Genomic DNA, 21,466 nt, shown 5'->3' with positions numbered 1-21,466 from the left:
CCGTCGTCAGTGCCCGGCCGGAAAACTCCGGCCGGCCGGATCGGCGTAGCCGGTCGGGTCAGGTGGGTCACGCGAACCACCCCGCCTGCACGGCCAGGAACGCCGCCACCACCAGCAGGGCGCCGGTCAGAATGGACGTCGCGTACGACCGGACGAAACCGGTCTGCAGCCGGCGCAGTCGGCCGGATCCGCCACCGACCGCGGCGGCGAGCCCGTTGACCAGCCCGTCGACGCCCCGATTGTCGAGGAAGACAAGCGCCCGGGTGAGGAAGATGCCCGGCTTCTCGAAGACCGCGACGTTGAACGCGTCGGTGTACAGGTTGCGCCGGGCCGCGGTCACCAGTACGCCGGCCGGCTGCTCCTGCGGGGCGGTGCCGTTGCGGAACAACACCCAGGCCAGTCCGGCACCGAGCACGGTGAGGGCGAGCGACAGCACGGTGATCACGGTGTGCGAAAGCACCGGCTCGTGGTGCTCACCGTGTCCGAGCACCGGCGTCAGCCACTGGGCGACCGGGCTCTTCATCAGGAAGCCGGCGACCACCGAGCCGAGACCGAGCAGGATCAGCGGCACGGTCATCAACAGCGGGGATTCGTGCGGGTGGTGGATGTCCTCGGTCCACCGCTTCGGGCCGTGGAAGGTGAGGACGAAGAGCCGGGTCATGTAGAAGGCGGTCAGTCCGGCGCCGAGCAGTGCGGCACCGCCGTAGAGCCAGGCGGTCCAGCCCTCGCGGGCGAACGCCTCGACGATGATCGGCTCCTTGGTGAAGTAGCCGGAGAACGGGAACATGCCGATGATCGCCAGCCAGCCGAGGCCGAAGGTGACCCAGGTGATCCGCATGTACTTCGCCAACCCGCCGAAGCGGCGGATGTCGACCTGGTCGTTCATGCCGTGCATGACCGAGCCGGCGCCGAGGAACATGTTGGCCTTGAAGAAGCCGTGCGCCAGCAGGTGGATGATGGCCAGCGCGTACGCCCCGCCGCCGAGCCCGACGCCGAGGAACATGTAGCCGATCTGGCTCACCGTCGACCAGGCCAGGACCCGCTTGATGTCGTCCTTGGCGGCGCCGATGATGCAGCCCATCAGCAGGGTCAGCGCGCCGACGCTGACCACCACGGTCTGCAGCGTCGGGTCGAGCGAGAAGATCGGGTTGGACCGGGCGATCAGGTAGACGCCGGCGGTCACCATCGTCGCGGCGTGGATCAGCGCGGAGACCGGGGTGGGGCCCTCCATCGCGTCCGGCAACCAGGCCTGCAGCGGGAACTGGCCGGACTTGCCGGCCGCACCGAGCAGCAGCAGCAGGCCCATCACCAGGACGGTGCCGCCGGCCAGCGCGCCCGCGCCGTTGAAGACGTCGGCGTACTGGGTGCTGCCCAGGGTGGCGAACATGATGAAGATGGCGATCGCCAGGCCGGCGTCACCGACCCGGTTCATCAGGAAAGCCTTCTTGCCGGCGGTGGCCGCGCTCGGCCGGTCCTGCCAGAACGAGATCAGCAGGTACGACGCGACACCGACGCCCTCCCAGCCGACGTAGAGCATCACGTAGTTGTTGCCGAGCACCAGCAGCAGCATCGCGGCGACGAAGAGGTTGAAGAACCCGAAGAACCGTCGCCGGCCGGCGTCGTGGCGCATGTACTCGACCGCGTACAGGTGGATCAGGAAGCCCACCCCGGTGATCAGCAGGACGAAGACCGCGGCCAGCGGGTCGAAGAGCAGGCCGAAGTCGACGTGCAGGTCGCCGACGGTGATGAACTCCCAGAGGCTGCGCTCGACCGAGCGGTTCTCCAGGCCGCGCAGCTGGAAGAAGTAGGTCAGGCCGAGCACGAAGGCGACACCGACGCTGGCGACGCCGAGCCAGTGCCCCCACCGGTCCGCCCGCCGGCCGAGCAGCAGGAGGATCGCCGCGCTGACCAGCGGGATCGCCACCAGCAGCCACACGCTGCCCAACAACCCCGTGGCCTGGGCGTACTCCACAGTATGTTCCACTGGTGGGCCCCTCTTAGTACTTCAACAGGTTGGCGTCGTCGACGCTCGCCGAGCGCCGAGTCCGGAAGATCGTCATGATGATGGCCAGCCCGACCACAACCTCGGCGGCGGCCACCACCATGACGAAGAACGCCATGATCTGACCGTTCAGGTCGCCGTTGATCCGGCTGAACGTGACCAGCGCCAGGTTGGCCGCGTTGAGCATCAGCTCGATGCACATGAAGAGGACGATCGCGTTGCGCCGGACCAGCACCCCGAGCGCGCCGATGGTGAAGAGCACCGAGGCGAGGATCAGGTAGTGGGTCGGCGAAACCGAGAAGAAGTCCGACATGTTATTTCTCCGTCCCCTTCAGCGCGATCTCCTCGTCGGCCAGTTCACGCTGCGGCAGGATCTGCGGAACGCTCCGCTCGGTCACCGCGCCGTCGGGCAGCCGGGCCGGGGTGGCGACCGAGGACGAGGTGGCGTAGACGCCGGGGCCGGGCTTCGGGCCGGGGTAGTTGCCGGGCCGGAACCGGGCCTTCATCGTCGCCACCTGGTCCATCCGGTCCTGGCGGCGCCGCTCGACGTGGGCCAGCACCATCGCGCCGACCGCGGCGGTGATCAGCAGCGCCGAGGTGATCTCGAACGCGAAGACGTACTTCGTGAAGAGCAGCGTCGCGATTCCCTGCACGTTGCCGTTCGCGTTCGCCTGCTCCAGGCCGACGGCGTCGGACTGGCCGATGGCCCGCCACAGGCCGGTGGCGACCAGGGTGCCGAAGCCGAGGCCGAGCACGATCGCCGCGACCCGCTGCCCGCGCAGCGTCTCGATCAGCGAGTCCGTGGCGTCCCGGCCGACCAGCATCAGCACGAACAGGAAGAGCATCATGATCGCGCCGGTGTAGACGATGATCTGCACCATGCCGATGAACGGTCCGGCCTGCAGCACGTAGAAGACGCCGAGGCAGAGCATCGTCAGCACCAGCCAGAGCGCCGAGTGCACCGCGTTGCGCGCCCAGACCATGCCGAGCGCGCCGATCAGGGCGAGCGGGGCGAGGATCCAGAAGGTCACCTGTTCCCCGCCGGTCACCCCGCCGGCGGCGGCGAGCACCGTCTGTGTCGTCATGACGCCTTCTCTCCGGCGGCAGCCGTACCGGCGGCCGGTCCCGAGCCGTCCACGGCGGTGTTGTCCGCCCAGGGTGCGCGCTCCGCGCCGGCCGAGGTGCCCGGGTTGGTGAGTGCGCCGATGTAGTAGTCCTTCTCGGTGTCACCGAGTCGCATCGGGTGCGGCGGCTGCTCCATCCCGGGCAGCAGCGGCGCCAGCAGCTGCTCCTTGGTGAAGATCAGGTCCTGCCGGCTGTCCCGGGCCAGTTCGTACTCGTTGCTCATGGTGAGCGAGCGGGTCGGGCAGGCCTCGATGCAGAGTCCGCAGAAGATGCACCGGGCGTAGTTGATCTGGTACGTCTTCGCGTACCGCTCGCCCGGGGAGAAGCGCTGCTCCTCGGTGTTGTCGCCACCCTCGACGTAGATCGCGTCCGCCGGGCAGGCCCAGGCGCACAGCTCACAGCCGATGCACTTCTCCAGCCCGTCCGGGTGCCGGTTGAGGATGTGCCGCCCGTGGTAGCGCGGCGCCGAGACCGGCGGCTTGAACGGATAGTCGGTGGTGACGACCTTCTTGAACATGTGCGAGAAGGTGACCCCGAAGCCCTTGAACGTTCCGGTGATCGCGCCCACGTCACACCTCCTTCTCGTCGGAGCCGGTACCGGCGCCCACGCTCGCGGGCTCGCCCTCGACCGCGTTCGCCGGCTCGCGTTCGGCGACCGCACGCTTCATCCGAGGACTCGGCGGCACCTGCAGATCCATCGGCGGCAGCGGGAAGCTGCCCGTCGGGCGCCGGTTCACCTGTTCCTGCAGCGTCCGCTTCGGCGGCTGCGGCCTGCTCGGCCAGAGCAGCGAGACCAGCAGCACGGTCAGCACCGTCCCGGCGGCGATCAGGGCCTTGGTGGTGGTGCCGAGGTCTTCCTTCTGCAGGGTGCGGATGCCGGCCAGGACCAGGATCCAGACCAGGTTGATCGGCAGCAGCACCTTCCAGCCGAGCCGCATGAACTGGTCGTACCGGAGCCGGGGCAGGGTGCCGCGCAGCCAGATGAACACGAAGACCAGCGCGATGACCTTGCCCATGAACCAGAGCAGCGGCCACCAGCCGGAGTTCGCCCCCTCCCAGAGGGTGATCGGGTACGGCGCCCGCCAGCCGCCGAGGAAGAGCGTCACGGTGACCGCCGACATGGTCACCATGGCGACGTACTCGGAGAGCATGAAGAGCGCGAACTTCAGCGAGCTGTACTCGGTCATGAAGCCCGCGACCAGCTCCGACTCCGCCTCGGGCAGGTCGAACGGCGCCCGGTTCGTCTCACCGACGGTGGAGATGAAGAAGATGACGAAGCTCGGCAGCAGCAGGATGGCGTACCAGCCGGGGGCGGGCAGGTCGACGCCGGCGATGTTCAGCCGGGTGCCGTCCCCCTGGGCCGCGACGATCCCGCTTGTCGACATGGTGCCGGCGGTCATGAAGACCGCGACGATGGACAGACCCATCGCCACCTCGTACGAGATCATCTGCGCCGTCGACCGGAGACCACCGAGCAGCGGGTACGTCGAACCGGACGCCCACCCGCCGAGCACGATGCCGTAGACGCCCATCGAGGAGCAGGCCAGCAGCACCAGCACCGCCACCGAGACGTCGGTGACCTGCAGTGGCGTCCGCTCACCGAAGATGCTCACCATCGGGCCGAACGGCACCACCGACAGCGCGGTGACCGCGCTGATCACCGAGATGGTCGGGGCGAAGAAGTAGACGACCTTGTCCGCCGCCTTCGGGAGGATGTCCTCCTTGAAGGCCATCTTGAGACCGTCGGCGAGGGTCTGCAGCAGGCCGAACGGGCCGATCTGGTTCAGACCGGGACGCTGGGCCATCCGGGCCACCACGCGCCGCTCGAACCAGACGCCGAGCAGGGTCGCCAGCACCGCGAAGACAAACGCCCCGACGACCTTGATCAGGACCAGCCACCACGGATCCCTGCCGAAGTCCTGCAGCGTCGGATCCTGGGCGAGGTAGGTGAGTCCGCTCACCGGGCTTCCCCTCTGTTCGCGACTACACGTCTCACTGGAGGCCTCCAGCAGCGTTCAGCAGCGGTGCCGTATCGGTGGCGACCGGGCCGGCGGCACCGGCGGTCAGCCGGACAACCGCACCGGAGGTCACCCCGAGGCTGCGCCGTACGGTCGCGCCGGGCGAGTTGGTGGGCAGCCAGACCACCCCGTCCGGCATATCGGTGATCGCCACCGGCAGGGTGAGCGCGCCCCGGTCCGTGCCGACCGTGACCGCGTCGCCGTCGGCGACACCGAGCGCCTCCGCGGTGCCCTTGCCGAGCCGGACCAGCGACGGCCGGGCCGTACCGCCGAGGTGCGGATCGCCCTCGATCAGCGTGCCGTTGTCGACCAGCTGGTGCCAGGTGGCCAGGACCGCCTCGCCGGCACCGGGCCGGACCGGTTCGGCCGGCGCCACCGCCGGGGCAGCGGTCCGGGTGGCCCGGGTCGGCGGCAACGCGCCGAGTTCCCGGCGGACGCTGAACACGTCGCCGGTGCCGAGCCGCACGTCGAGCTGGGCGGCGATCGCGTCCAGCACCCGGGCGTCGGTCATCGCCGCGGTGTTCAGGACCGCGTCGAAGGTACGCAGCCGGCCCTCCCAGTCCAGGAAGCTGCCGGGCTTCTCCACCACCGGGGCGACCGGGAAGACCACGTCCGCGCGACGGGTCACCGCGGTGTGCCGCAGCTCCAGGCTGACCAGGAACGGCACCGTCTCCAGCGCCTCGTCGGCCAGTCTCGGGTCGGCCAGGTCGGCTGGGTCGACCCCGGCCACCACCAGCGCGCCGAGGCCGCCGGACGCGGCGGCGGCGAGGATGCCGTCGGTGTCCCGGCCGGGCGCGCTCGGGATGACCCCGGCCGCCAGGTCCCAGAGCTCGGCCAGCTCGGCCCGGGCCGCCGGGTCGGTGACCGGCCGGCCGCCGGGGAGCAGGTTCGGCAGCAGACCCGCGTCGACCGCGCCGCGGTCGCCGGCCCGCCGGGGCACCCAGGCCAGCTTGGCCCCGGTGGTCTCGGCCAGCTCGGCGGCGGCGGAGAGCCCACCGGCCACCGTGCCGAGCCGCTCGCCGACCAGCAGCACCGCGCCCGGCTGGCGCAGCGCCTCGGCGACCGTCGGATCCTCGGCCAGCAGCCGGGCCTCGTCGCCGGGGACCGCGGTCAGCACCGTCGCACCGAGCTTGACCAGGCCCCGGCTGGCGAACGGCGCCAGCGCCAGCACCTTGAGACGCTTGTTGGTGTACGCCTTGCGCAGCCGCAGGAAGAGGATCGGGCACTCCTCCTCCGGCTCCAGTCCGGCGATCACCACGACCGGCGCGTTCTCCACGTCGGCGTAGCTGACATCGGTGGTGCCGGCGACCGTGCTGGCCAGGAACTGGGCCTCCTCGGCGGAGACCGGCCGGGCCCGGAAGTCGACGTCGTTGCTGTGCAGCGCCACCCGGGCGAACTTGGCGTAGGCGTACGCGTCCTCGACGGTGAGCCGGCCGCCGGTCAGTACGCCGACACCGGAACCCGCGTCCCGGGCGTCGCGCAGCTTCTCGGCGGTGTACGCCAGCGCCTCGCTCCAGGAGGCCTCGCGCAGCTCACCGGTACGGCGGTCACGCAGCAGCGGCGTGGTGACCCGCTCGTTGGCGGTGGCGTACCGGAAGCCCCAGCGGCCCTTGTCGCAGTTCCACTCCTCGTTCACCGCCGGGTCGTCGCCGGCCAGCCGGCGCATCACCTTGCCGCGCCGGTGGTCGGTGCGCTGGGCGCAGCCGGCCGAGCAGTGCTCGCAGACGCTCGGGGTGGAGACCAGGTCGAACGGGCGGGCCCGGAACCGGTACTGGGCACCGGTCAGCGCGCCGACCGGGCAGATCTGCACCGTGTTGCCGGAGAAGTAGGAGTTGAACGGGACGTCGCCCTCGTCGCCCTCCTCGCCGCCGTAGACCTCGTCCCGGTAGACGTTGATCTCCTCGGCGCTCGACCGGTTCATCAGGTCGATGAACTTGTCACCGGCGATCTCCTCGGAGAACCGGGTGCAGCGCTGGCAGAGCACGCAGCGCTCGCGGTCCAGCAGCACCTGGGTGGAGATCGGGAGCGGCTTCGGGTACTCCCGCTTCTGCTCCTGGAACCGGCTGTCGGTGCGGCCGGTCGACATCGCCTGGTTCTGCAGCGGGCACTCACCGCCCTTGTCACACATCGGGCAGTCGAGCGGGTGGTTGATCAGCAGCAGCTCCATGATGCCCTGCTGCGCCTTCGCGGCGACCGGGGAGCTGAGCTGGGTCCGGACCACCATGCCCTCGGCCACCGTCTGGGTGCAGGAGGCGACCGGCTTGCGCTGCCCCTCCACCTCGACCAGACACTGCCGGCAGGCGCCGGCCGGCGCGAGCAGCGGGTGGTCGCAGAACCGCGGGATCTCGATGCCCAACTGCTCGGCGACCCGGATCAGCAGCGCGCCCTTCGGCGCGGTGACCTCGATGCCGTCGATGGTGAGCGTGACGGTGTCGGCCTTCTTAGCAACGTCCGTCATGAGGGCCGCCCCTCCTTCGCGAGTGCGGGCATCAGTGCGCCCCTACCAGGGTCTTCTCCGACAGCTTCGGCGCCGTCCGGCCCTCGATGTAGTCGAGGTAGTCCTGCTTGAAGTACTGCAGCGAGGAGGTCACCGGGCTGGTCGCGCCGTCACCGAGACCGCAGAACGAGCGGCCGAGGATGTTGTCGCAGGTGTCCAGCAGGGTGTCCAGGTCCTGGTGGGTGCCCTGGCCGGCCAGGATCCGCCGGTAGGTGCGGACCATCCAGTAGTTGCCCTCCCGGCACGGCGTGCACTTTCCGCACGACTCGTGGTGGTAGAACTCCAGCCACCGGTAGGTGGCGTAGACCGGGCAGTCCTGGTCGGAGAAGATCTGCGTGGCGGTGGTGCCGAGGATCGACCCGGCCGCCGCCACCCCCTCGAAGTCCAGCGGCACGTCGAGGTGGTCCGCGGTCAGCAGCGGGGTCGACGAGCCACCCGGTGTCCAGAACCGCAGGTTGTGGCCGGGCTGCATGCCACCGGCCAGCTCGATCAGCTCCCGCAGCGTGATGCCGAGGCCGCACTCGTACTGGCCGGGGTTGTTGATCCGGCCGGAGAGCGAGTAGATCATCGGGCCGGAGGACTTCTCCGTGCCCATGGTCTTCCACCAGGCGGCGCCACCGAGCACGATGTACGGCACGCTGGCGATCGTCCCGACGTTGTTGACCACCGTCGGGGAGGCGTACAGGCCGGCGACCGCCGGGAACGGCGGACGGAGCCGGGGCTGACCCCGGAAGCCCTCCAGCGAGTCGAGCAGCGCCGTCTCCTCGCCGCAGATGTACGCCCCGGCGCCGCTGTGCACCACCAGCTCCAGGTCGAAACCGGAGCCGAGGATGTTGCGGCCGAGGTAGCCCTTGGCGTACGCCTCGTCGACCGCGTTGCGCAGCCGGCGGGCGGCGTGCACCGCCTCGCCCCGGATGTAGATGTAGGCGCGGTTGGCCCGGATCGCGTACGACGCGATGATGACCCCCTCGACCAGCGAGTGCGGGTCGTGGGTCATCAACGGCAGGTCCTTGCAGGTGCCCGGCTCGCCCTCGTCGGCGTTGACCACCAGATAATGAGGTTTGCCGTCACCCTGCGGGATGAAGCCCCACTTCAGACCGGTCGGGAAGCCGGCGCCTCCCCGGCCGCGCAGGCCGGAGTCCTTGACCAGCTGGATCAGGTCGTCCGGGTGCGCGGCGAGCGCCTTGCGCAGCGCCGCGTAGCCGTCGAGCCGCTCGTAGACGTCGAGCCGCCAGGCGTCCGGCGACAGCCAGCGCTTGGTGAGGACCGGGGTCAGCTTCTCCAGCGTCTCCCGGCGCGGCGTGGTGCTCATTTGGCCTCCTTGAGCGCCTGCTCCTGGGGCTTCGGTGCGTCACCGGCGGGCTTGCGGTCGCTGGCCGGCCTGTTGGCCCCGGCACCGGCCGCCTCGGCCGGTGCGCTGTCGGCCGGGGCCTTGATCGGGGTGTTCGGGTCGAAGCCGGCCACCGAGATGCCGTGCTGCTGGGCCAGGCGCAGGCCGCGCAGCGTCGGGTCACCGGCGGCGCCGTCGGCCACCGCCTCCGGGCGCGGGTCGGCGAAGCCGGCGAGCTGCAGCGACATCTCCTTGAGGGTGCAGAGCCGACCGCCCCGGGCCGGTTGCGGCCGGCCACCGGCCCGCAGCTCGTTGACCAGCGCGACCGCGGTGTCCGGGTCGACCTGGTCGAAGAAGTCGTAGTTGACGGTCAGCACCGGGCCGTAGTCGCAGGCCGCCAGACACTCGGCGTGCTCCAGGGTGACCTTGCCGTCCGGGGTGGTCTCGTCGTGCCCGACCCCGAGGTGCTCGCTGAGCGTGTCGTAGACCTGCTGGCCGCCGAGCACGTTGCACATCGTGTTGGTGCAGACACTGACCAGCCAGTCACCGGTGGGCCGGCGCTTGTACATGGTGTAGAAGCTGGCCACCGCGCCGACCTGCGCCTTGTTCAGGCTGAGGACCTGGGCGCAGAACTCGACGCCGGCCGGGGAGACGTACCCCTCCTCGGACTGGACCAGGTGCAGCAGCGGCAGCAGCGCCGAGCGGGACCGGTCCGCCGGATAGCGGGCGATGATCTCCTTCGCCCGTTCCGACAGCTTCTCCACCAGGTCCTCGGCACGGTCCACACTGCTCCGCGGCGCCGGCACGTTGCCGGGCCCGGACGCCGACGCGCCGTTGAGCTGAGTCTCGGTCATTAGCGATCACACCCACCCATCACCGGGTCCAGCGACGCGCCGCCCGCGATCACGTCGGCGATCAGGCCGCCCTCGGCCATCGCCGGCAGGGCCTGCAGGTTGACGAAGCTGGGCTCGCGGTAGTGCACCCGGTACGGCCGGGTGCCCCCGTCGGAGACGGCGTGCACGCCCAGCTCGCCGCGGGGCGACTCGATGCCGACGTAGACCTGGCCCGGTGGCACCCGGAAGCCCTCGGTGACCAGCTTGAAGTGGTGGATCAGCGACTCCATCGACTGACCCATGATCTTGGCGACGTGCTCCAGCGAGTTGCCCATGCCGTCGACCCCGATGGCGAGCTGCGCCGGCCAGGAGATCTTCTTGTCGGCGACCATGATCGGGCCGGGGCGGAGCCGGTCCAGCGCCTGCTCGACGATCTTCAGCGACTCCCGCATCTCGGCCATCCGGACCAGGTAGCGGCCCCAGACGTCACCGGACTCGGTGGTCGGCACGTCGAACTCGTAGTTCTCGTAGCCGCAGTACGGCATCGTCTTGCGGATGTCCCAGGCGAGCCCGGCGGAGCGCAGCACCGGCCCGGTGACGCCGAGCGCCACGCAGCCGGTCACGTCCAGCACCGCCACGTTCTGCGTCCGCTCCAGCCAGATCGGCTGGCCGGAGAGCATGTCCTCGTATTCCTTCAGCTTCTTCGGCAGCAGCTTCAGGAACTCGCGGATCTTGACGATCGCCTCGTCCGGGACGTCCTGCGCGACGCCGCCCGGGCGGACGTACGCCATGTTCATCCGCAGGCCGGTGATCAGCTCGAAGATCTCCAGGACGTACTCACGCTCGCGGAAGCCGTAGAGCATGACGTTGACCGCGCCGAGCTCCATCGCCGTGGTGGCGATCCAGACCAGGTGCGAGGAGATCCGGTTCAGCTCCATCATCAGCACCCGGATGGTGGTCGCCCGCTCGGTCACCTCGTCGGTGATGCCGAGCAGCTTCTCCACCGCCAGCGCGTACGCCGTCTCGTTGAACAGCGGCGACAGGTAGTCCATCCGGGTGACGAAGGTGCTGCCCTGCACCCAGTTGCGGTACTCGAGGTTCTTCTCGATCCCGGTGTGCAGGTAGCCGACCACCGCCCGCGCCTCGCGGACGGTCTCGCCCTCCAGCTCCAGGATCAGCCGGAGCACGCCGTGCGTCGACGGGTGCTGCGGACCCATGTTGACGACGAGCCGCTCGTCGTTGATCGGGTCGTGCCCGCTGACCACCTGGTCCCAGTCCCCACCGGTGACGGTGAAGACCCGGCCCTCGGTGGTCTCCCGGGACTCGGCGTAGCTCGGGTTCGGTGCGCTGCTCACTGGTACGACCTCCGCTGGTCCGGCGGTGGAATCTGGGCGCCCTTGTACTCGACCGGGACGCCGCCGAGCGGGTAGTCCTTGCGCTGCGGGTGACCCTCCCAGTCGTCCGGCATCAGGATCCGGGTCAGGCTGGGGTGGCCGTCGAAGACCACGCCGAACATGTCGTAGGCCTCCCGCTCCTGCCAGTCGGCGGTCGGGTAGACGGCGGTGACACTCGGCACGTGCGGCGCGTCGGCCGGCACCGCGACCTCCAGCCGGACCTGACGCCGGAAGGTCATCGAGGTCAGCTGGTAGACGACGTGCAGCCGTCGGGCGTCGCTGCCGAGGTAGTCCACCCCGGAGACCGAGGAGCAGAGTTCGAACCGCAGCGCGGCGTCGTCCCGCATCACCTGGCAGACCTCGGCGATCCGCTCCGGGCGTACGTGCAGGGTCAGCTCGCCCCGGTCGACCACGACCTTCTCGATCGCGTCCGCGAAGCCCGGGTACGCCTCCTCCAGCGCGTCGTGGACCTCGTCGAAGTAGCCGCCGAACGGCCGGGGGCTGTCCTCGACGGTGACCCGCTGCCGGACGAGTCCGCCGAAGCCGGAGGTGTCGCCGGAGCCGTGGATGCCGAACATGCCGCGGCCGGCCCGGCTGGCCGGCGGGTACTCCGCCGGGGCGCCGCTGGTCGCGCCGACCGGCGGCCGGGCCACCGGCACGCCGCCGCCCGGCTGCTCGCTGGGCCGGTTCGGCGTGGCGCCGTTCTTACCGGAGTCACTCACCGACCCGACCCCCCTACCAGGTGGTTCTGCGCCTTCATCCAGTTCTCGATCCGCAGCTGCTCCTCACGGCCCTCGGCGACGGCCCGGGTCCACTCGGCCCGCCGGGCCTTGTCGTTGCGGTACGACGAGGGCATCGAGCCCGGCGCCACCAGCGGTACGTCACCACGGGCCCGACGCGCCTCGAGCATCTTGCGGCCGTTCGGGCCGAGCGGCTCGTGGCCGATCTTCTCGCGCAGCTTGAGAACGGCGTCGATCAGCATCTCGGGCCGGGGCGGGCAGCCGGGCAGGTACATGTCGACCGGTACGACGTGGTCGACGCCCTGCACGATGGCGTAGTTGTTGAACATGCCGCCGCTGCTGGCGCAGACGCCCATCGAGAGCACCCAGCGCGGTTCCGCCATCTGGTCGTAGATCTGCCGGAGCACCGGGGCCATCTTCTGGCTGACCCGGCCGGCGACGATCATCAGGTCGGCCTGCCGGGGCGAGGCGCGGAAGACCTCCATGCCCCACCGACCCATGTCGTAGTGCGAGCCGCCGGCGGCCATCATCTCGATGGCGCAGCAGGCCAGGCCGAAGGTGGCGCCCCAGAACGACGACTTGCGGGACCAGTTGACCAGTTTCTCCACCGAGGTCAGCAGGATGCCGGCCGGGAGTTTTTCCTCGATACCCATCTGACGACCTCCCTCAGTCCCAGTCCAGGCCGCCGCGGCGCCAGACGTAGGCGTACGCGACGAAGACCGCGACGATGAACAGCACCATCTCCACGAAGGCGAAGGTCCCCAGCACGTCGAAGGAGACCGCCCACGGATACAGGAAGATGATCTCGATGTCGAAGACGATGAACAGCATCGCCGTCAGGTAGAACTTGATCGGGAACCGGCCGCCGCCGACCGGCTGCGGGCTCGGCTCGATGCCGCACTCGTACGCTTCGAGCTTGGCCTTGTTGTAGCGCCGGGGGCCGGCGAGGCGCGCGGACGCGACGGAGAAGAGCGCGAAGCCCGCGGCGAGGGCGAACAGCCCGATGATGGGTACGTACGGCGAGAGCGACATCGTTTTCCCCTGCTCGTCCTTCCCGGCCCTCGGTCAATGCCAAATTCACACTATTCACAGTCCTCCGGGCGACGCTGCCCGGGGTGCCGCTGACACCCGCGAGGTGCGGGTCCGGCGGCGGTCTACACGGCCGGAGCCGCCTTTGCCATCGCGTTGATGACCCGGTCCATGGCGTCCCCGCCACGCGGGTCGGTCAGGTTGGCCATCAACTTGAGTACGAACCGCATCAGGGTCGGATGCGGCATGCCGTGCCTGGTCGCGAGCCGCATGACCTGCGGGTTGCCGATCAGCTTCACGAAGATGTTGCCGAGCCGGTAGTAGCCGCCGTAGCGCAGCTTCAGTTCGGTCGGGTACCCGGCCAGCGCCCGTTCCCGCTCGGCGCCGACCGGTCGGGCCAGCGCCTGCACCGCCACCTCGGCGGCGAGTTCACCGGACTCCATCGCGTACGCGATGCCCTCGCCGTTGAACGGGTTGACCATGCCGCCGGAGTCGCCGACCAGCAGCACGCCCCGGGTGTAGTGCGGTACCCGGTTGAAGCCCATCGGCAGCGCGGCGCCGAGGATCGGGCCGTCCGCGTTCGCCTCGTCGGCGAGGCCCCAGTCCTCCGGGGTGTTGCCGAGCCAGTCGGTCAGCAGGCGGCGGTAGTTCGTCTTGCCGAAGCTCGGCGACGAGTTCAGCGCGCCGAGGCCGACGTTGACCCGGCCGTCGCCCATGCCGAAGATCCAGCCGTAGCCGGGCAGCAGCTTGTCCGGGTGTTCCCGGCTGCGCAGCTCCAGCCAGGACTCCAGGTAGTCGTCCTGGTGCTTGACCGGCGACCGGTAGTAGCGGCGGACCGCGACGCCCATCGGCCGGTCGTCCCGCTTGGTCAGACCGAGCGCGAGCGGCAGCCGCCCGGAGACCCCGTCGGCGGCGACGACCAGCGGCGCGTGGAACGTCGCCGGGGCCTTGTCCGGGCCGACCTCGGCGGTGACCCCGATCGACCGGCCGGTCTCGTCGAGGACCGGGCCGGTGACGGTGACCCCGGTGCGCAGCGTCGCGCCGGCCTCGACGGCACGCTTGGCGAGCAGGTCGTCGAAGTCGAGTCGAGTTCGGACCAGACCGTAGTTGGGGAAGCTGGCCAGGTCGGGCCAGTCCAGTTCGAGCCGGATCCCGCCGCCGATCACCCGCAGGCCGCGGTTGCGCAGCCAGCCGGCCTCGGTCGAGGTGTCGATGCCGAGTTTGACGAGTTGCTTGACCGCGCGTGGGGTGAGCCCGTCGCCGCAGACCTTCTCGCGGGGGAACTCGGTCTTCTCCAGCAGCAGCACCCTGACCCCGTGCCGGGCCAGGTGGTAGGCGGTGGTGGAACCACCGGGACCGGCGCCGACGACGATGACATCCGCGTCGTGTTCGACTGCGGCCATCTGCGCCTCCCCTGCCGGTCGCTCGTGAAATGCTTCACAAGCTTGTTTCGGGGAGGAGTCTAAGACCGCGACAAGGTCGGCGCCCGGTTAGGTGACCCTAACCTGTCGAGGTAGGCGTGGTGGCTACCTTCCGACGTACCCGACAGTCTCGGTCCGCGTCACGTCGCGTCGTCCACTGTGGCCGCCGGAGGGCCGGCATCACGTGCGACGACCGGTCCGGGTCAGGTGCGGTCGTCGCCGTCGCGCTGCTGCGGCCGGCTCCGCTGGGTGGGCCCACGGCGCAGCGGACCCGGGGTGACCGGCCCCGGTTCCGCCGGATGCGGGTCGGTCGGCCCGGGCTCCACCGGATGCGGATCGGCGGGTCGGGGCTCGACCGGATGTGGACCGGCGGGCGCGGGGCGCTCGGGATGCGGATCCGCCGGGCCGGGACGGCCGGGCTGTGGATCGGTCGGGCGCGGTTCGACCGGGTGCGGCGACGGCGGGTACGGCTGGGCCGGGTGCGGTTCGACGGGATGCCCGTTGGTCGTCGCCGCCGGACGGATGTCGGCGCCCCGGTCCAGGTCACCACCGTCTGCCGCCGGACCCCGACCACGGCGCAGTTCGCTGTCGTACGGCAACTGTTCCCGCAGCGCGCCGCCGCTGACCCGGTCCAGTGCGGCGAGCACGTCGGAGACGACGGTGCGCACAGTGGCCGGATCCGGCCCGGCCAGCTCCCGCAGCTGGGCGATCAGCTCGGCGGCCTCCGCCTCGGCTTCCGCGCCCGTGGTCGCCGGCCCCACCGGTGACCCGCCGCGGTCGTTCGGCTCCGTGCCGTCGGTCCGCCGGTCTGCCCCCGTCATGGGCGCAGCCTACGGGGTCAAACCCGGCTATGCGGATCAAACTGGCCAAAGACCTTTACCACCGGAAGGCCACAATCGACCGACAGTCGCTGTGGTGACGACGCCAGGAAAGATGAATCCGAGAACGTCTTCCGGTCACGGCCGGACGGCACGGTGCAGGGCGACCACCCCGCCGGTCAGGTTCCGCCAGGCCACCCGCTCCCAGCCGGCGTCGACGATCCGGGCCGCCAGGCCGGCCTGGTCCGGCCAGGCCCGGATCGACTCGGCGAGGTAGACGTACGCGTCGGGGTTGCTGGCCACCGCCCGGGCCACCGTCGGCAACGAACGCATCAGGTAGGACAGGTAGACGGTCCGGAAGGCCGGGTTGGTCGGCGTACTGAACTCGCAGACCACGAGCCGGCCGCCGGGCCGGGTCACCCGGGCCATCTCCCGCAGCGCCGCCGTCGGGTCGACCACGTTACGCAGCGCGAACGAGATGGTCACCGCGTCGAAGGACCGGTCGGGGAAGGGCAGCCGCAGCGCGTCCCCGGCCAGCAGCGGCACCTCGGGGCGTACCCGTCGGCCGGCCCGGAGCATGCCGATCGACAGGTCCATGCCGACCGCGTACGCCCCGGAGGTGGCGAGTTCGGCGGTGGAGACACCGGTACCCGCGCCCACGTCGAGCACCCGGTCACCGGGGTTCAGCTCCAGGGCGGCCAGGGTCAGTCGACGCCAACGCCGGTCCTGGCCGAACGAGATGACGGTGTTGGTCAGGTCGTACCGGGACGCCACCTGGTCGAACATCGCCGCGACCTCGTGCGGCTGCTTGTCCAGGCTGGCGCGCCGTCCAGACGGAGTACGGGTCACGTCGCGAGTCTGCCAGCCCCGGACACACCGAGGGCGAGGTGGTCACCCACCCCGCCCTCGATGCCGTGCGTTATGTGAACGGTCCTCGCGGACCGGTAAGGAACGACCGTCAGGCGTCCGACTTCTCGTCGCCCGGGGTCACCAGGACCACCCGGCGCCGCCGGCTGGCCACGAACATCAGCGCTCCGGCGAGCACCACGGCGGCTCCGATCCCGCCGAGCAGGCCGGCCTGCACACCGGTGACCGGCAGGCCACCGCCGTCACCCTCGCCGGCACCGCCACCACCGCCGTTGCCGGCGCCGTTGGAGACAACGACCGCGAAGCCGTCCGAGTTGTCGCTCGCGTCGACCTCGGTCACCCCGGCCGCCTTGGCGCTGACCATGGTGACGAGGTGTCGACGAAGATCGTCAACGACTCCGGGGTCCCGGTGTCGTTGTTGGTGACCTTGACCCACCCTTCCTTGTCCGGAGCGTTGGCGGCCAGCCGGGTTCCGGCGACCGAGAGTTCCAGGTCTGTCCCGGCACCGGCGGCGTACGACGGCGCCCCGGCCACGGCCACGGCGCCGACCTCGAGCAGCGCGGCGCCACCGGCCCTGAGCAGGGCAGCACGTACTGGCTTCACGAAGATGACGCTCTCCCCCGCAGAAAGATCGGAAGTACGAGCCGGGACGTTATCCCGTCCCACGGACGAGGCGCGACACTCTTGACGGAACCGTTATCGCCCGCCATACAAGGCGGAACTCAAGGAATGTCCGGAATTAATGGGCTTCGCGGCGACCCTTTCCCCGGGGCTCCCAGGACAACGGACAGAAATTCCATTCGCATCGACAGGGCGTGATCCACCATTCGGATGATCACCGGCAGCCGTCGCCGGCACCCAGCGCTCGCCTCCGGTCAACCGTTCGACGCGGAACCGGGCCGGATTCGGTGATCCTCAGCTGGCCGGCTGCGCCTCGACCAGCGGCAGCGCCCGGCCGACCCCGCCGCCGGGCAGGGCGATCGAGGAGAAGTGCGACACCACCCGGTCGTCGGTCGGGTCGTCGGCCGGGGTGTGGTGCACCCGCAGGTGTCGGTAGAGGGTGTCCCGCTGGGCCGGGATCCGGTCGGCGGACCGGATCATCCAGATCAGTTCGTGCAGGTTGGAGCGGTGCCGGGCACCGGCCGACGAGATGACGTTCTCCTCCAGCATGATCGAACCCAGGTCGTCGACCCCCATGTGCAGGGCGAGCTGGCCGACGTCCTTGCCGGTGGTGAGCCAGGATGCCTGCAGGTGCGGCACCGTCTCGAAGAAGAGCCGGGCCACCGCGATCAGCCGCAGGTACTCCGTGGTGGTCGCCTGGGTCCGGCCCTTGAGGTGGTTGTTCTCCGGCTGGTACGTCCACGGGATGAACGCCCGGAATCCCCGGGTACGGTCCTGCACGTCACGGATCATCCGCAGGTGCTCGATCCGCTCGGCGTTGGTCTCGCCGGTCCCCATCATCATGGTGGCGGTGGACTCGACGCCCTGCCGGTGCGCGAGTTCCATCACCTCCAGCCATCGGGCGCCGGACTCCTTCAACGGGGCGATCGCCTTGCGCGGCCGGTCCGGCAGCATCTCGGCGCCGGCGCCGGCGATCGAGTCCAGCCCGGCGGCCTTGATCCGGCTGATCGCCTCGTCCAGGCTGACCCCGGAGACCTTCGCCATGTGCAGGATCTCGCTCGGCCCGATCGAGTGGATCGCCAGCTGCGGGTACGCCCGCTTCACCGAGGAGAAGAGTTCCTCGTAGTACTCGACGCCGTACTCGGGGTGGTGGCCGCCCTGCAGCATCACCTGGGTCGCGCCCAGCTCGACCGCCTCGCCGCACCGGCGGAGGATCTCCTCGGTCGGGTGCGTCCAGCCCTCCTTGTGCTTCGGCGCCCGGAAGAAGGCGCAGAACTTGCAGGCGGTGACGCAGACGTTTGTGTAGTTGATGTTGCGGTCGATCAGGTACGTGACGATGTTGTCCGGGTACCGGCGCCGGCGTACCGCGTCGGCCGCCTCACCGAGGGCGTGGAAGGGCGCCTCGGTGTAGAGGAGCAGCGCCTCCTCGGGCGTGATCCGTCCGCCGTCCGCGCCGCGTTGCAGGATGTCGTCGATTTCCCGGCTCACCGTCACAATCCGAGCCTACGTCCCAGCCCCGGCCCGAACCCACCCTCACCCCCGCCGGTGTGACCCGCGCCGATCCCGCGCCGCGCCGAACACAGCCATGAGTCCGATACCCGATTCTCCGTAGACATTTATCGACGTCACCGAAAAGTGAGGCGGATCCATCGACACCCGGGGGCGGCGTCGTCATGCGCCGTCACGCGCTCATGGGCCGTGCGTTCCTGACCACCGCGGTCGCCGTGCTCCTGGTGGCCGGGCCAACTCGCCGTACCGGATCCGGGTCGGGCCGAACCCGCTCCGGCCGCCCCGAACCCCGGCCCGCGACCTCGCCACCTGGTTCGGCGACCCCGGACGAGGCAACGCAGGACGAGGCGGCGCAGGACCGGGCCGCGCAGCCGTCCCCGCGTACCGCGGTGATACCGCGGCTCGCCCAGGTGCCGCCGGTCGACCCGGCACCGGACTCGGTACAGGTCGCCCGGCGGCTGTCCGGCTGCCCCCGGACCGCACCTCCGATCTGGACATCCGCAAACTCCAGCCCCAGGTCACCTTGGCCCAGTTCGTCGACCCGGCGAACCCGGTTCGATGCGGCGACCATGTCGATGGCCGGCGTCCACCTCGATCTCGACATCGACCTGCTGCTCCGGATCGACAAGATCGTCGGGCCGGACTTCTTCACGCAGGACCTGACGCTGACCCGGTTGCATGACAGCGTCTACTACCATCGATACGATCTGCGCCAGCCCAGCATGGTGATGCTCGAGGTCAGCACCTGGGGCATCCCGCTGGCCGAGATCGTCCTGGCGATCTGGCCCGGCCAGGCGGAGAAGCCCCGCAACGGGGTGACAGTGCCCGGTGGCCGGCCGAGCGTGGTGACCATGCTCGACCCGGGAGACGACGTGGACGACGACAGCTTCGACCTGCTGGCGTACGCCGCCTGGCCCTTCGCCGGTGAGCACGCGCCGAGGCAGGAGAACACCGGCGACGGCGGGGCATGCTGACCGGCGGGCCGGCGACGGGCCGTCGGTGGGGCACCAGGCTGCTGGCCCTGGTGCTCGCCGGCGGCCTCGTCACGCCGCTCGGGGGCTGTTCCGGCGGCTGCACCGAGACCGTGCTTCAGGTGTCGCCGATCGAGGTCGACGACGTGGCCGCCCCGCTCACGGTCAGCGCCCGGCTGACCCGGGACGGCGAGCCGTTCGCCGGGGTCACGGTGAAGCTGGCAATGACGGTGGTGGGGCCGGGCAACGCGCACAGCGAGGCGCTGTTCCGCGCCACCACCGACGCCGACGGCCGGGCAAGCGTGACCCGGCCGGGCGGCGTTGCCCGGCTGTCGCCCACCAACCACCGGGTGACCGGATTCGCCGCCTACTTCGAGCCGATGAACAAGATCAAGGGGGTGCGCTACTGCTGGTCGAGCGTGTCGGCACCGATCACCTGCCGGACCGGTGCCGGTTCCGGCCCGTGCCCGGCCCGGACGCCGGCCTGAGGTCGCGCCACCCAGAGGGCGAGTTGTCCGGTGGTGCAGGGCGAACGGCGCGGTGACGGTGCGCCGATGCCCGTGCCGCCAGAGCCCGCCGAACCCAGCCGCTCGCTGCTCTGCGCCGACTACGGCGCACCCCTCGCCCGGCTCCGGCTCCGCGACGACGACCTCACTACATCGCGGAGGCTCGCGGCACGCCGATCAGCATGGTCGAGCACCACTCCGACATGCTGTACTGGCCTGCTGAACCAGCGCTTCCGTCCCGCCAGGGGAAAGATCGCACTACATCGGGGAAGTAGTGGCTTTCCTGGCGGGAGGATGCCACTTCTTCCCCGAAGTTGCGTCTGCCTGGCGGGTACGAACTCAGGTGGTACAGCTGCCGTTGTCCGGGTTGACACACTTCGCCCGGCTCCACAGCGTCTCGAAGTTGGCGTGGAAGTCGTCCCAGACGGTCGGGTGCTCGATCTTCACCAGCGTCTCGTCATGGTCCTGCAGCGCCGGCCCGGTGATGTTGTGCGAACCGGTGAAGACGACGCTGCGCCCGGGCACCCCGACGAAGGTGCCCCGGATGATGATGTTCTTGGAGTGCACGGTGACCACCCGGCCGTCGTAGTTGCTGGCCTCGGCGTCGTGGTACTTCTTCAGCGAGATGTTCGGCTGACCGTTGAGGGTGGCGTACGTGGTGCTGCCCATCGAGCCGTACACCACCCGGACCCGGCAGCCCATCCGGCCGATCCGACGCAGTTCGGTGGCGACCTCGGGGCGGGCGTTGGTGATCTGGGCGTGCGCCACGTCCACCGAGCAGCCCGGCTCGTACGCGGACACCTCGGCCAGCCGGTTCGCCAGGGTGTCACTGTCGGAGCGGGGCGAGTGGTAGACCGTGACCGCCGTGGTCGGTGACTTGTAGTAGCCGTTCGTGGCGTTGAAGTAGTTGTTGTTCTTGCGCTGGGCCCGCATGTCGTTGAAGTACGCGGTGAAGTGGTCGTACAGCTCGTAGTCCTCGTGCACGACCAGCGCGGTGTTGAAGAGGTTGTTCTGGGAGAAGGTCAGATTCTGCGAACTGACCACGACCACCCGCTTCATGGTGCCGCTGGTCGAGAACGTGAAGACCTTGTTGTGGTTGATCGAGTTGCTCTGGTTGCCGATACAGGCCGTCGACCCGGCCACCGTTGACGAGGTCCTGCCGCAGATCACCAGGTCGTCGAGGTTGGCCGCCCGGAGCACCTGCATCGCGGCGTTGTCCGCGCCGGTGTTCACCCCGCCGCCGGTCTCGTCCAGCACCACCCGGACGACCGCGCCCCGGGCCGCCGCCCGGGCCAGCGCCTCGGCCACCACCGGAGAACTCCAGCTGTACATCAGCCCCCGGACGTAGCCGCCCGACGGCACGCCGTCGGCGAGCCGGACCAGCTCGTCCTCGATCGCCCGGTCCCGGGTGCCGTCCTCGGCCGGCACGTTGAAGACCGTGTACGCCGGGAACGGGTCGGCGGCGGTGACGAACGCCCTGGCAGCGGTGCCGGCCGGAGTCGCCGCCGAGGCGGGCGGTCCACCCACCGCCACGCCCACCGCCAGGCACCCCGCCAGGACGACCCGGATCGGAGTACGCCGTGCCCGCAGACTCTCCATCCGCTCTTATTAGTCCAGATATGTCGATCAGGCAACATGCTCTCGAAGGTCTTTTTCATCTAGATGATTGAGTCCTAAATCTTTGCTGGTCAATGGTCGTACGCGATGAGTGATCGTGGGTTGGGTGCGCCGATGTTGGTGTTGTGCCAGATCACAGCGGCCAGAGCGAGGAGGCGCTGACCGACG

20 protein-coding genes and 2 pseudogenes are annotated in these 21,466 nt (G+C 70.1%); 2 read left to right on the top strand and 20 right to left on the bottom strand.

The genetic code is table 11. The features are described 5' to 3' along the window. Positions 1–67: 67 nt before the first annotated feature. The 18 genes and pseudogenes from nuoL to mqnC form a co-directional block, all read right to left on the bottom strand. Complete coding sequence (gene nuoL, locus ABGB05_RS26625) at positions 68–1,984, bottom strand: NADH-quinone oxidoreductase subunit L (protein WP_347656508.1); 1,917 nt, start codon at positions 1,982–1,984, stop codon at positions 68–70. Between the two features lie 13 nt (positions 1,985–1,997). After that, entirely contained in the window at positions 1,998–2,315 is a 318-nt protein-coding gene (nuoK, locus tag ABGB05_RS26620) for an NADH-quinone oxidoreductase subunit NuoK (RefSeq protein WP_347656506.1), read from the bottom strand. A gap of 1 nt (position 2,316) precedes the next feature. Beyond that, positions 2,317–3,087: an NADH-quinone oxidoreductase subunit J gene (locus tag ABGB05_RS26615; protein ID WP_347656504.1), complete on the bottom strand. Its 771-nt coding sequence runs from the start codon at positions 3,085–3,087 to the stop codon at positions 2,317–2,319. Then, positions 3,084–3,695, bottom strand: a complete 612-nt coding sequence (nuoI, locus tag ABGB05_RS26610; protein ID WP_347656502.1) for an NADH-quinone oxidoreductase subunit NuoI — start codon at positions 3,693–3,695, stop codon at positions 3,084–3,086. Before nuoI ends, ABGB05_RS26615 begins: the two co-directional genes overlap by 4 nt. Before the next feature lies 1 nt (position 3,696). After that, positions 3,697–5,088, bottom strand: coding sequence for an NADH-quinone oxidoreductase subunit NuoH (gene nuoH / locus ABGB05_RS26605; protein WP_347656500.1), 1,392 nt, complete (start codon positions 5,086–5,088; stop codon positions 3,697–3,699). Positions 5,089–5,119: 31 nt separating this feature from the next. After that, a complete protein-coding gene (locus ABGB05_RS26600; protein WP_347656498.1) occupies positions 5,120–7,603 on the bottom strand; it encodes an NADH-quinone oxidoreductase subunit G in 2,484 nt (827 codons plus the stop codon). A 31-nt stretch (positions 7,604–7,634) separates the two neighbouring features. After that, on the bottom strand, positions 7,635–8,954 hold the full coding sequence (nuoF, locus tag ABGB05_RS26595) for an NADH-quinone oxidoreductase subunit NuoF (protein WP_347656496.1): 1,320 nt from the start codon (positions 8,952–8,954) through the stop codon (positions 7,635–7,637). Continuing rightward, positions 8,951–9,826, bottom strand: coding sequence for an NADH-quinone oxidoreductase subunit NuoE (gene nuoE, locus ABGB05_RS26590; RefSeq protein ID WP_347656494.1), 876 nt, complete (start codon positions 9,824–9,826; stop codon positions 8,951–8,953). Before nuoE ends, nuoF begins: the two co-directional genes overlap by 4 nt. Next, complete coding sequence (locus ABGB05_RS26585; protein WP_347656492.1) at positions 9,826–11,160, bottom strand: NADH-quinone oxidoreductase subunit D; 1,335 nt, start codon at positions 11,158–11,160, stop codon at positions 9,826–9,828. Before ABGB05_RS26585 ends, nuoE begins: the two co-directional genes overlap by 1 nt. Next, positions 11,157–11,921, bottom strand: coding sequence for an NADH-quinone oxidoreductase subunit C (locus ABGB05_RS26580; protein WP_347656490.1), 765 nt, complete (start codon positions 11,919–11,921; stop codon positions 11,157–11,159). The genes ABGB05_RS26585 and ABGB05_RS26580 overlap by 4 nt, the downstream gene beginning before the upstream one ends. Then, positions 11,918–12,592 carry an NADH-quinone oxidoreductase subunit B family protein gene (locus ABGB05_RS26575; protein WP_347656488.1) on the bottom strand — a complete coding sequence of 225 codons (675 nt, stop codon included), beginning with the start codon at positions 12,590–12,592 and terminating at the stop codon, positions 11,918–11,920. The genes ABGB05_RS26580 and ABGB05_RS26575 overlap by 4 nt, the downstream gene beginning before the upstream one ends. A 13-nt stretch (positions 12,593–12,605) precedes the next feature. After that, entirely contained in the window at positions 12,606–12,971 is a 366-nt protein-coding gene (locus tag ABGB05_RS26570) for an NADH-quinone oxidoreductase subunit A (RefSeq protein WP_196200262.1), read from the bottom strand. A 122-nt stretch (positions 12,972–13,093) separates the two neighbouring features. Next, positions 13,094–14,371, bottom strand: coding sequence for a geranylgeranyl reductase family protein (locus ABGB05_RS26565; protein WP_347656486.1), 1,278 nt, complete (start codon positions 14,369–14,371; stop codon positions 13,094–13,096). A 221-nt stretch (positions 14,372–14,592) separates the two neighbouring features. Beyond that, positions 14,593–15,210, bottom strand: coding sequence for a hypothetical protein (locus tag ABGB05_RS26560; protein WP_347656484.1), 618 nt, complete (start codon positions 15,208–15,210; stop codon positions 14,593–14,595). Positions 15,211–15,345: 135 nt separating this feature from the next. Then, a complete protein-coding gene (locus ABGB05_RS26555; RefSeq protein WP_347656482.1) occupies positions 15,346–16,056 on the bottom strand; it encodes a demethylmenaquinone methyltransferase in 711 nt (236 codons plus the stop codon). A 109-nt stretch (positions 16,057–16,165) separates the two neighbouring features. Then, positions 16,166–16,414, bottom strand: a pseudogene (locus ABGB05_RS26550) (LPXTG cell wall anchor domain-containing protein); the annotation flags it as partial. Then, positions 16,411–16,677: a hypothetical protein gene (locus tag ABGB05_RS26545; RefSeq protein ID WP_347656480.1), complete on the bottom strand. Its 267-nt coding sequence runs from the start codon at positions 16,675–16,677 to the stop codon at positions 16,411–16,413. The gene ABGB05_RS26545 and the pseudogene ABGB05_RS26550, both read right to left, overlap by 4 nt. 312 nt (positions 16,678–16,989) lie before the next feature. Further along, positions 16,990–18,189, bottom strand: a complete 1,200-nt coding sequence (gene mqnC / locus ABGB05_RS26540; RefSeq protein ID WP_347656478.1) for a cyclic dehypoxanthinyl futalosine synthase — start codon at positions 18,187–18,189, stop codon at positions 16,990–16,992. A gap of 590 nt (positions 18,190–18,779) precedes the next feature. Here mqnC and ABGB05_RS26535 point away from each other — a divergent pair. Together ABGB05_RS26535 and ABGB05_RS26530 are read left to right on the top strand one after the other, a co-directional pair. Further along, positions 18,780–19,178 carry a hypothetical protein gene (locus tag ABGB05_RS26535; protein ID WP_347656476.1) on the top strand — a complete coding sequence of 133 codons (399 nt, stop codon included), beginning with the start codon at positions 18,780–18,782 and terminating at the stop codon, positions 19,176–19,178. Next, positions 19,172–19,663, top strand: coding sequence for a hypothetical protein (locus tag ABGB05_RS26530; protein WP_347656474.1), 492 nt, complete (start codon positions 19,172–19,174; stop codon positions 19,661–19,663). The genes ABGB05_RS26535 and ABGB05_RS26530 overlap by 7 nt, the downstream gene beginning before the upstream one ends. 357 nt (positions 19,664–20,020) lie before the next feature. Here ABGB05_RS26530 and ABGB05_RS26525 read toward each other — a convergent pair whose 3' ends face one another. Further along, positions 20,021–21,280, bottom strand: coding sequence for a phospholipase D-like domain-containing protein (locus ABGB05_RS26525; protein WP_347656472.1), 1,260 nt, complete (start codon positions 21,278–21,280; stop codon positions 20,021–20,023). Between the two features lie 89 nt (positions 21,281–21,369). Continuing rightward, positions 21,370–21,466, bottom strand: a pseudogene (locus tag ABGB05_RS26520) (IS982 family transposase); the annotation flags it as partial.

The organism is Plantactinospora sp. B5E13 (genome assembly GCF_039871775.1).
Taxonomy (GTDB): domain Bacteria; phylum Actinomycetota; class Actinomycetes; order Mycobacteriales; family Micromonosporaceae; genus Plantactinospora.
The sequence above is the reverse complement of the archived record's forward strand: the minus strand, read 5'-3'. Positions and strand labels throughout refer to the sequence as shown.

Excerpts from the sequence above, each read along its gene's own strand:
- ABGB05_RS26565 (WP_347656486.1), bottom strand. The coding sequence starts at position 14,371 with ATGGCCGCAGTCGAACACGACGCGGATGTCATCGTCGTCGGCGCCGGT.
- nuoK (WP_347656506.1), bottom strand. The coding sequence starts at position 2,315 with ATGTCGGACTTCTTCTCGGTTTCGCCGACCCACTACCTGATCCTCGCC.
- ABGB05_RS26600 (WP_347656498.1), bottom strand. The coding sequence starts at position 7,603 with ATGACGGACGTTGCTAAGAAGGCCGACACCGTCACGCTCACCATCGAC.
- ABGB05_RS26615 (WP_347656504.1), bottom strand. The coding sequence starts at position 3,087 with ATGACGACACAGACGGTGCTCGCCGCCGCCGGCGGGGTGACCGGCGGG.
- nuoE (WP_347656494.1), bottom strand. The coding sequence starts at position 9,826 with ATGACCGAGACTCAGCTCAACGGCGCGTCGGCGTCCGGGCCCGGCAAC.
- ABGB05_RS26575 (WP_347656488.1), bottom strand. The coding sequence starts at position 12,592 with ATGGGTATCGAGGAAAAACTCCCGGCCGGCATCCTGCTGACCTCGGTG.
- nuoF (WP_347656496.1), bottom strand. The coding sequence starts at position 8,954 with ATGAGCACCACGCCGCGCCGGGAGACGCTGGAGAAGCTGACCCCGGTC.
- ABGB05_RS26535 (WP_347656476.1), top strand. The coding sequence starts at position 18,780 with ATGGCCGGCGTCCACCTCGATCTCGACATCGACCTGCTGCTCCGGATC.
- ABGB05_RS26530 (WP_347656474.1), top strand. The coding sequence starts at position 19,172 with ATGCTGACCGGCGGGCCGGCGACGGGCCGTCGGTGGGGCACCAGGCTG.
- ABGB05_RS26570 (WP_196200262.1), bottom strand. The coding sequence starts at position 12,971 with ATGTCGCTCTCGCCGTACGTACCCATCATCGGGCTGTTCGCCCTCGCC.
- ABGB05_RS26560 (WP_347656484.1), bottom strand. The coding sequence starts at position 15,210 with ATGACGGGGGCAGACCGGCGGACCGACGGCACGGAGCCGAACGACCGC.
- ABGB05_RS26525 (WP_347656472.1), bottom strand. The coding sequence starts at position 21,280 with ATGGAGAGTCTGCGGGCACGGCGTACTCCGATCCGGGTCGTCCTGGCG.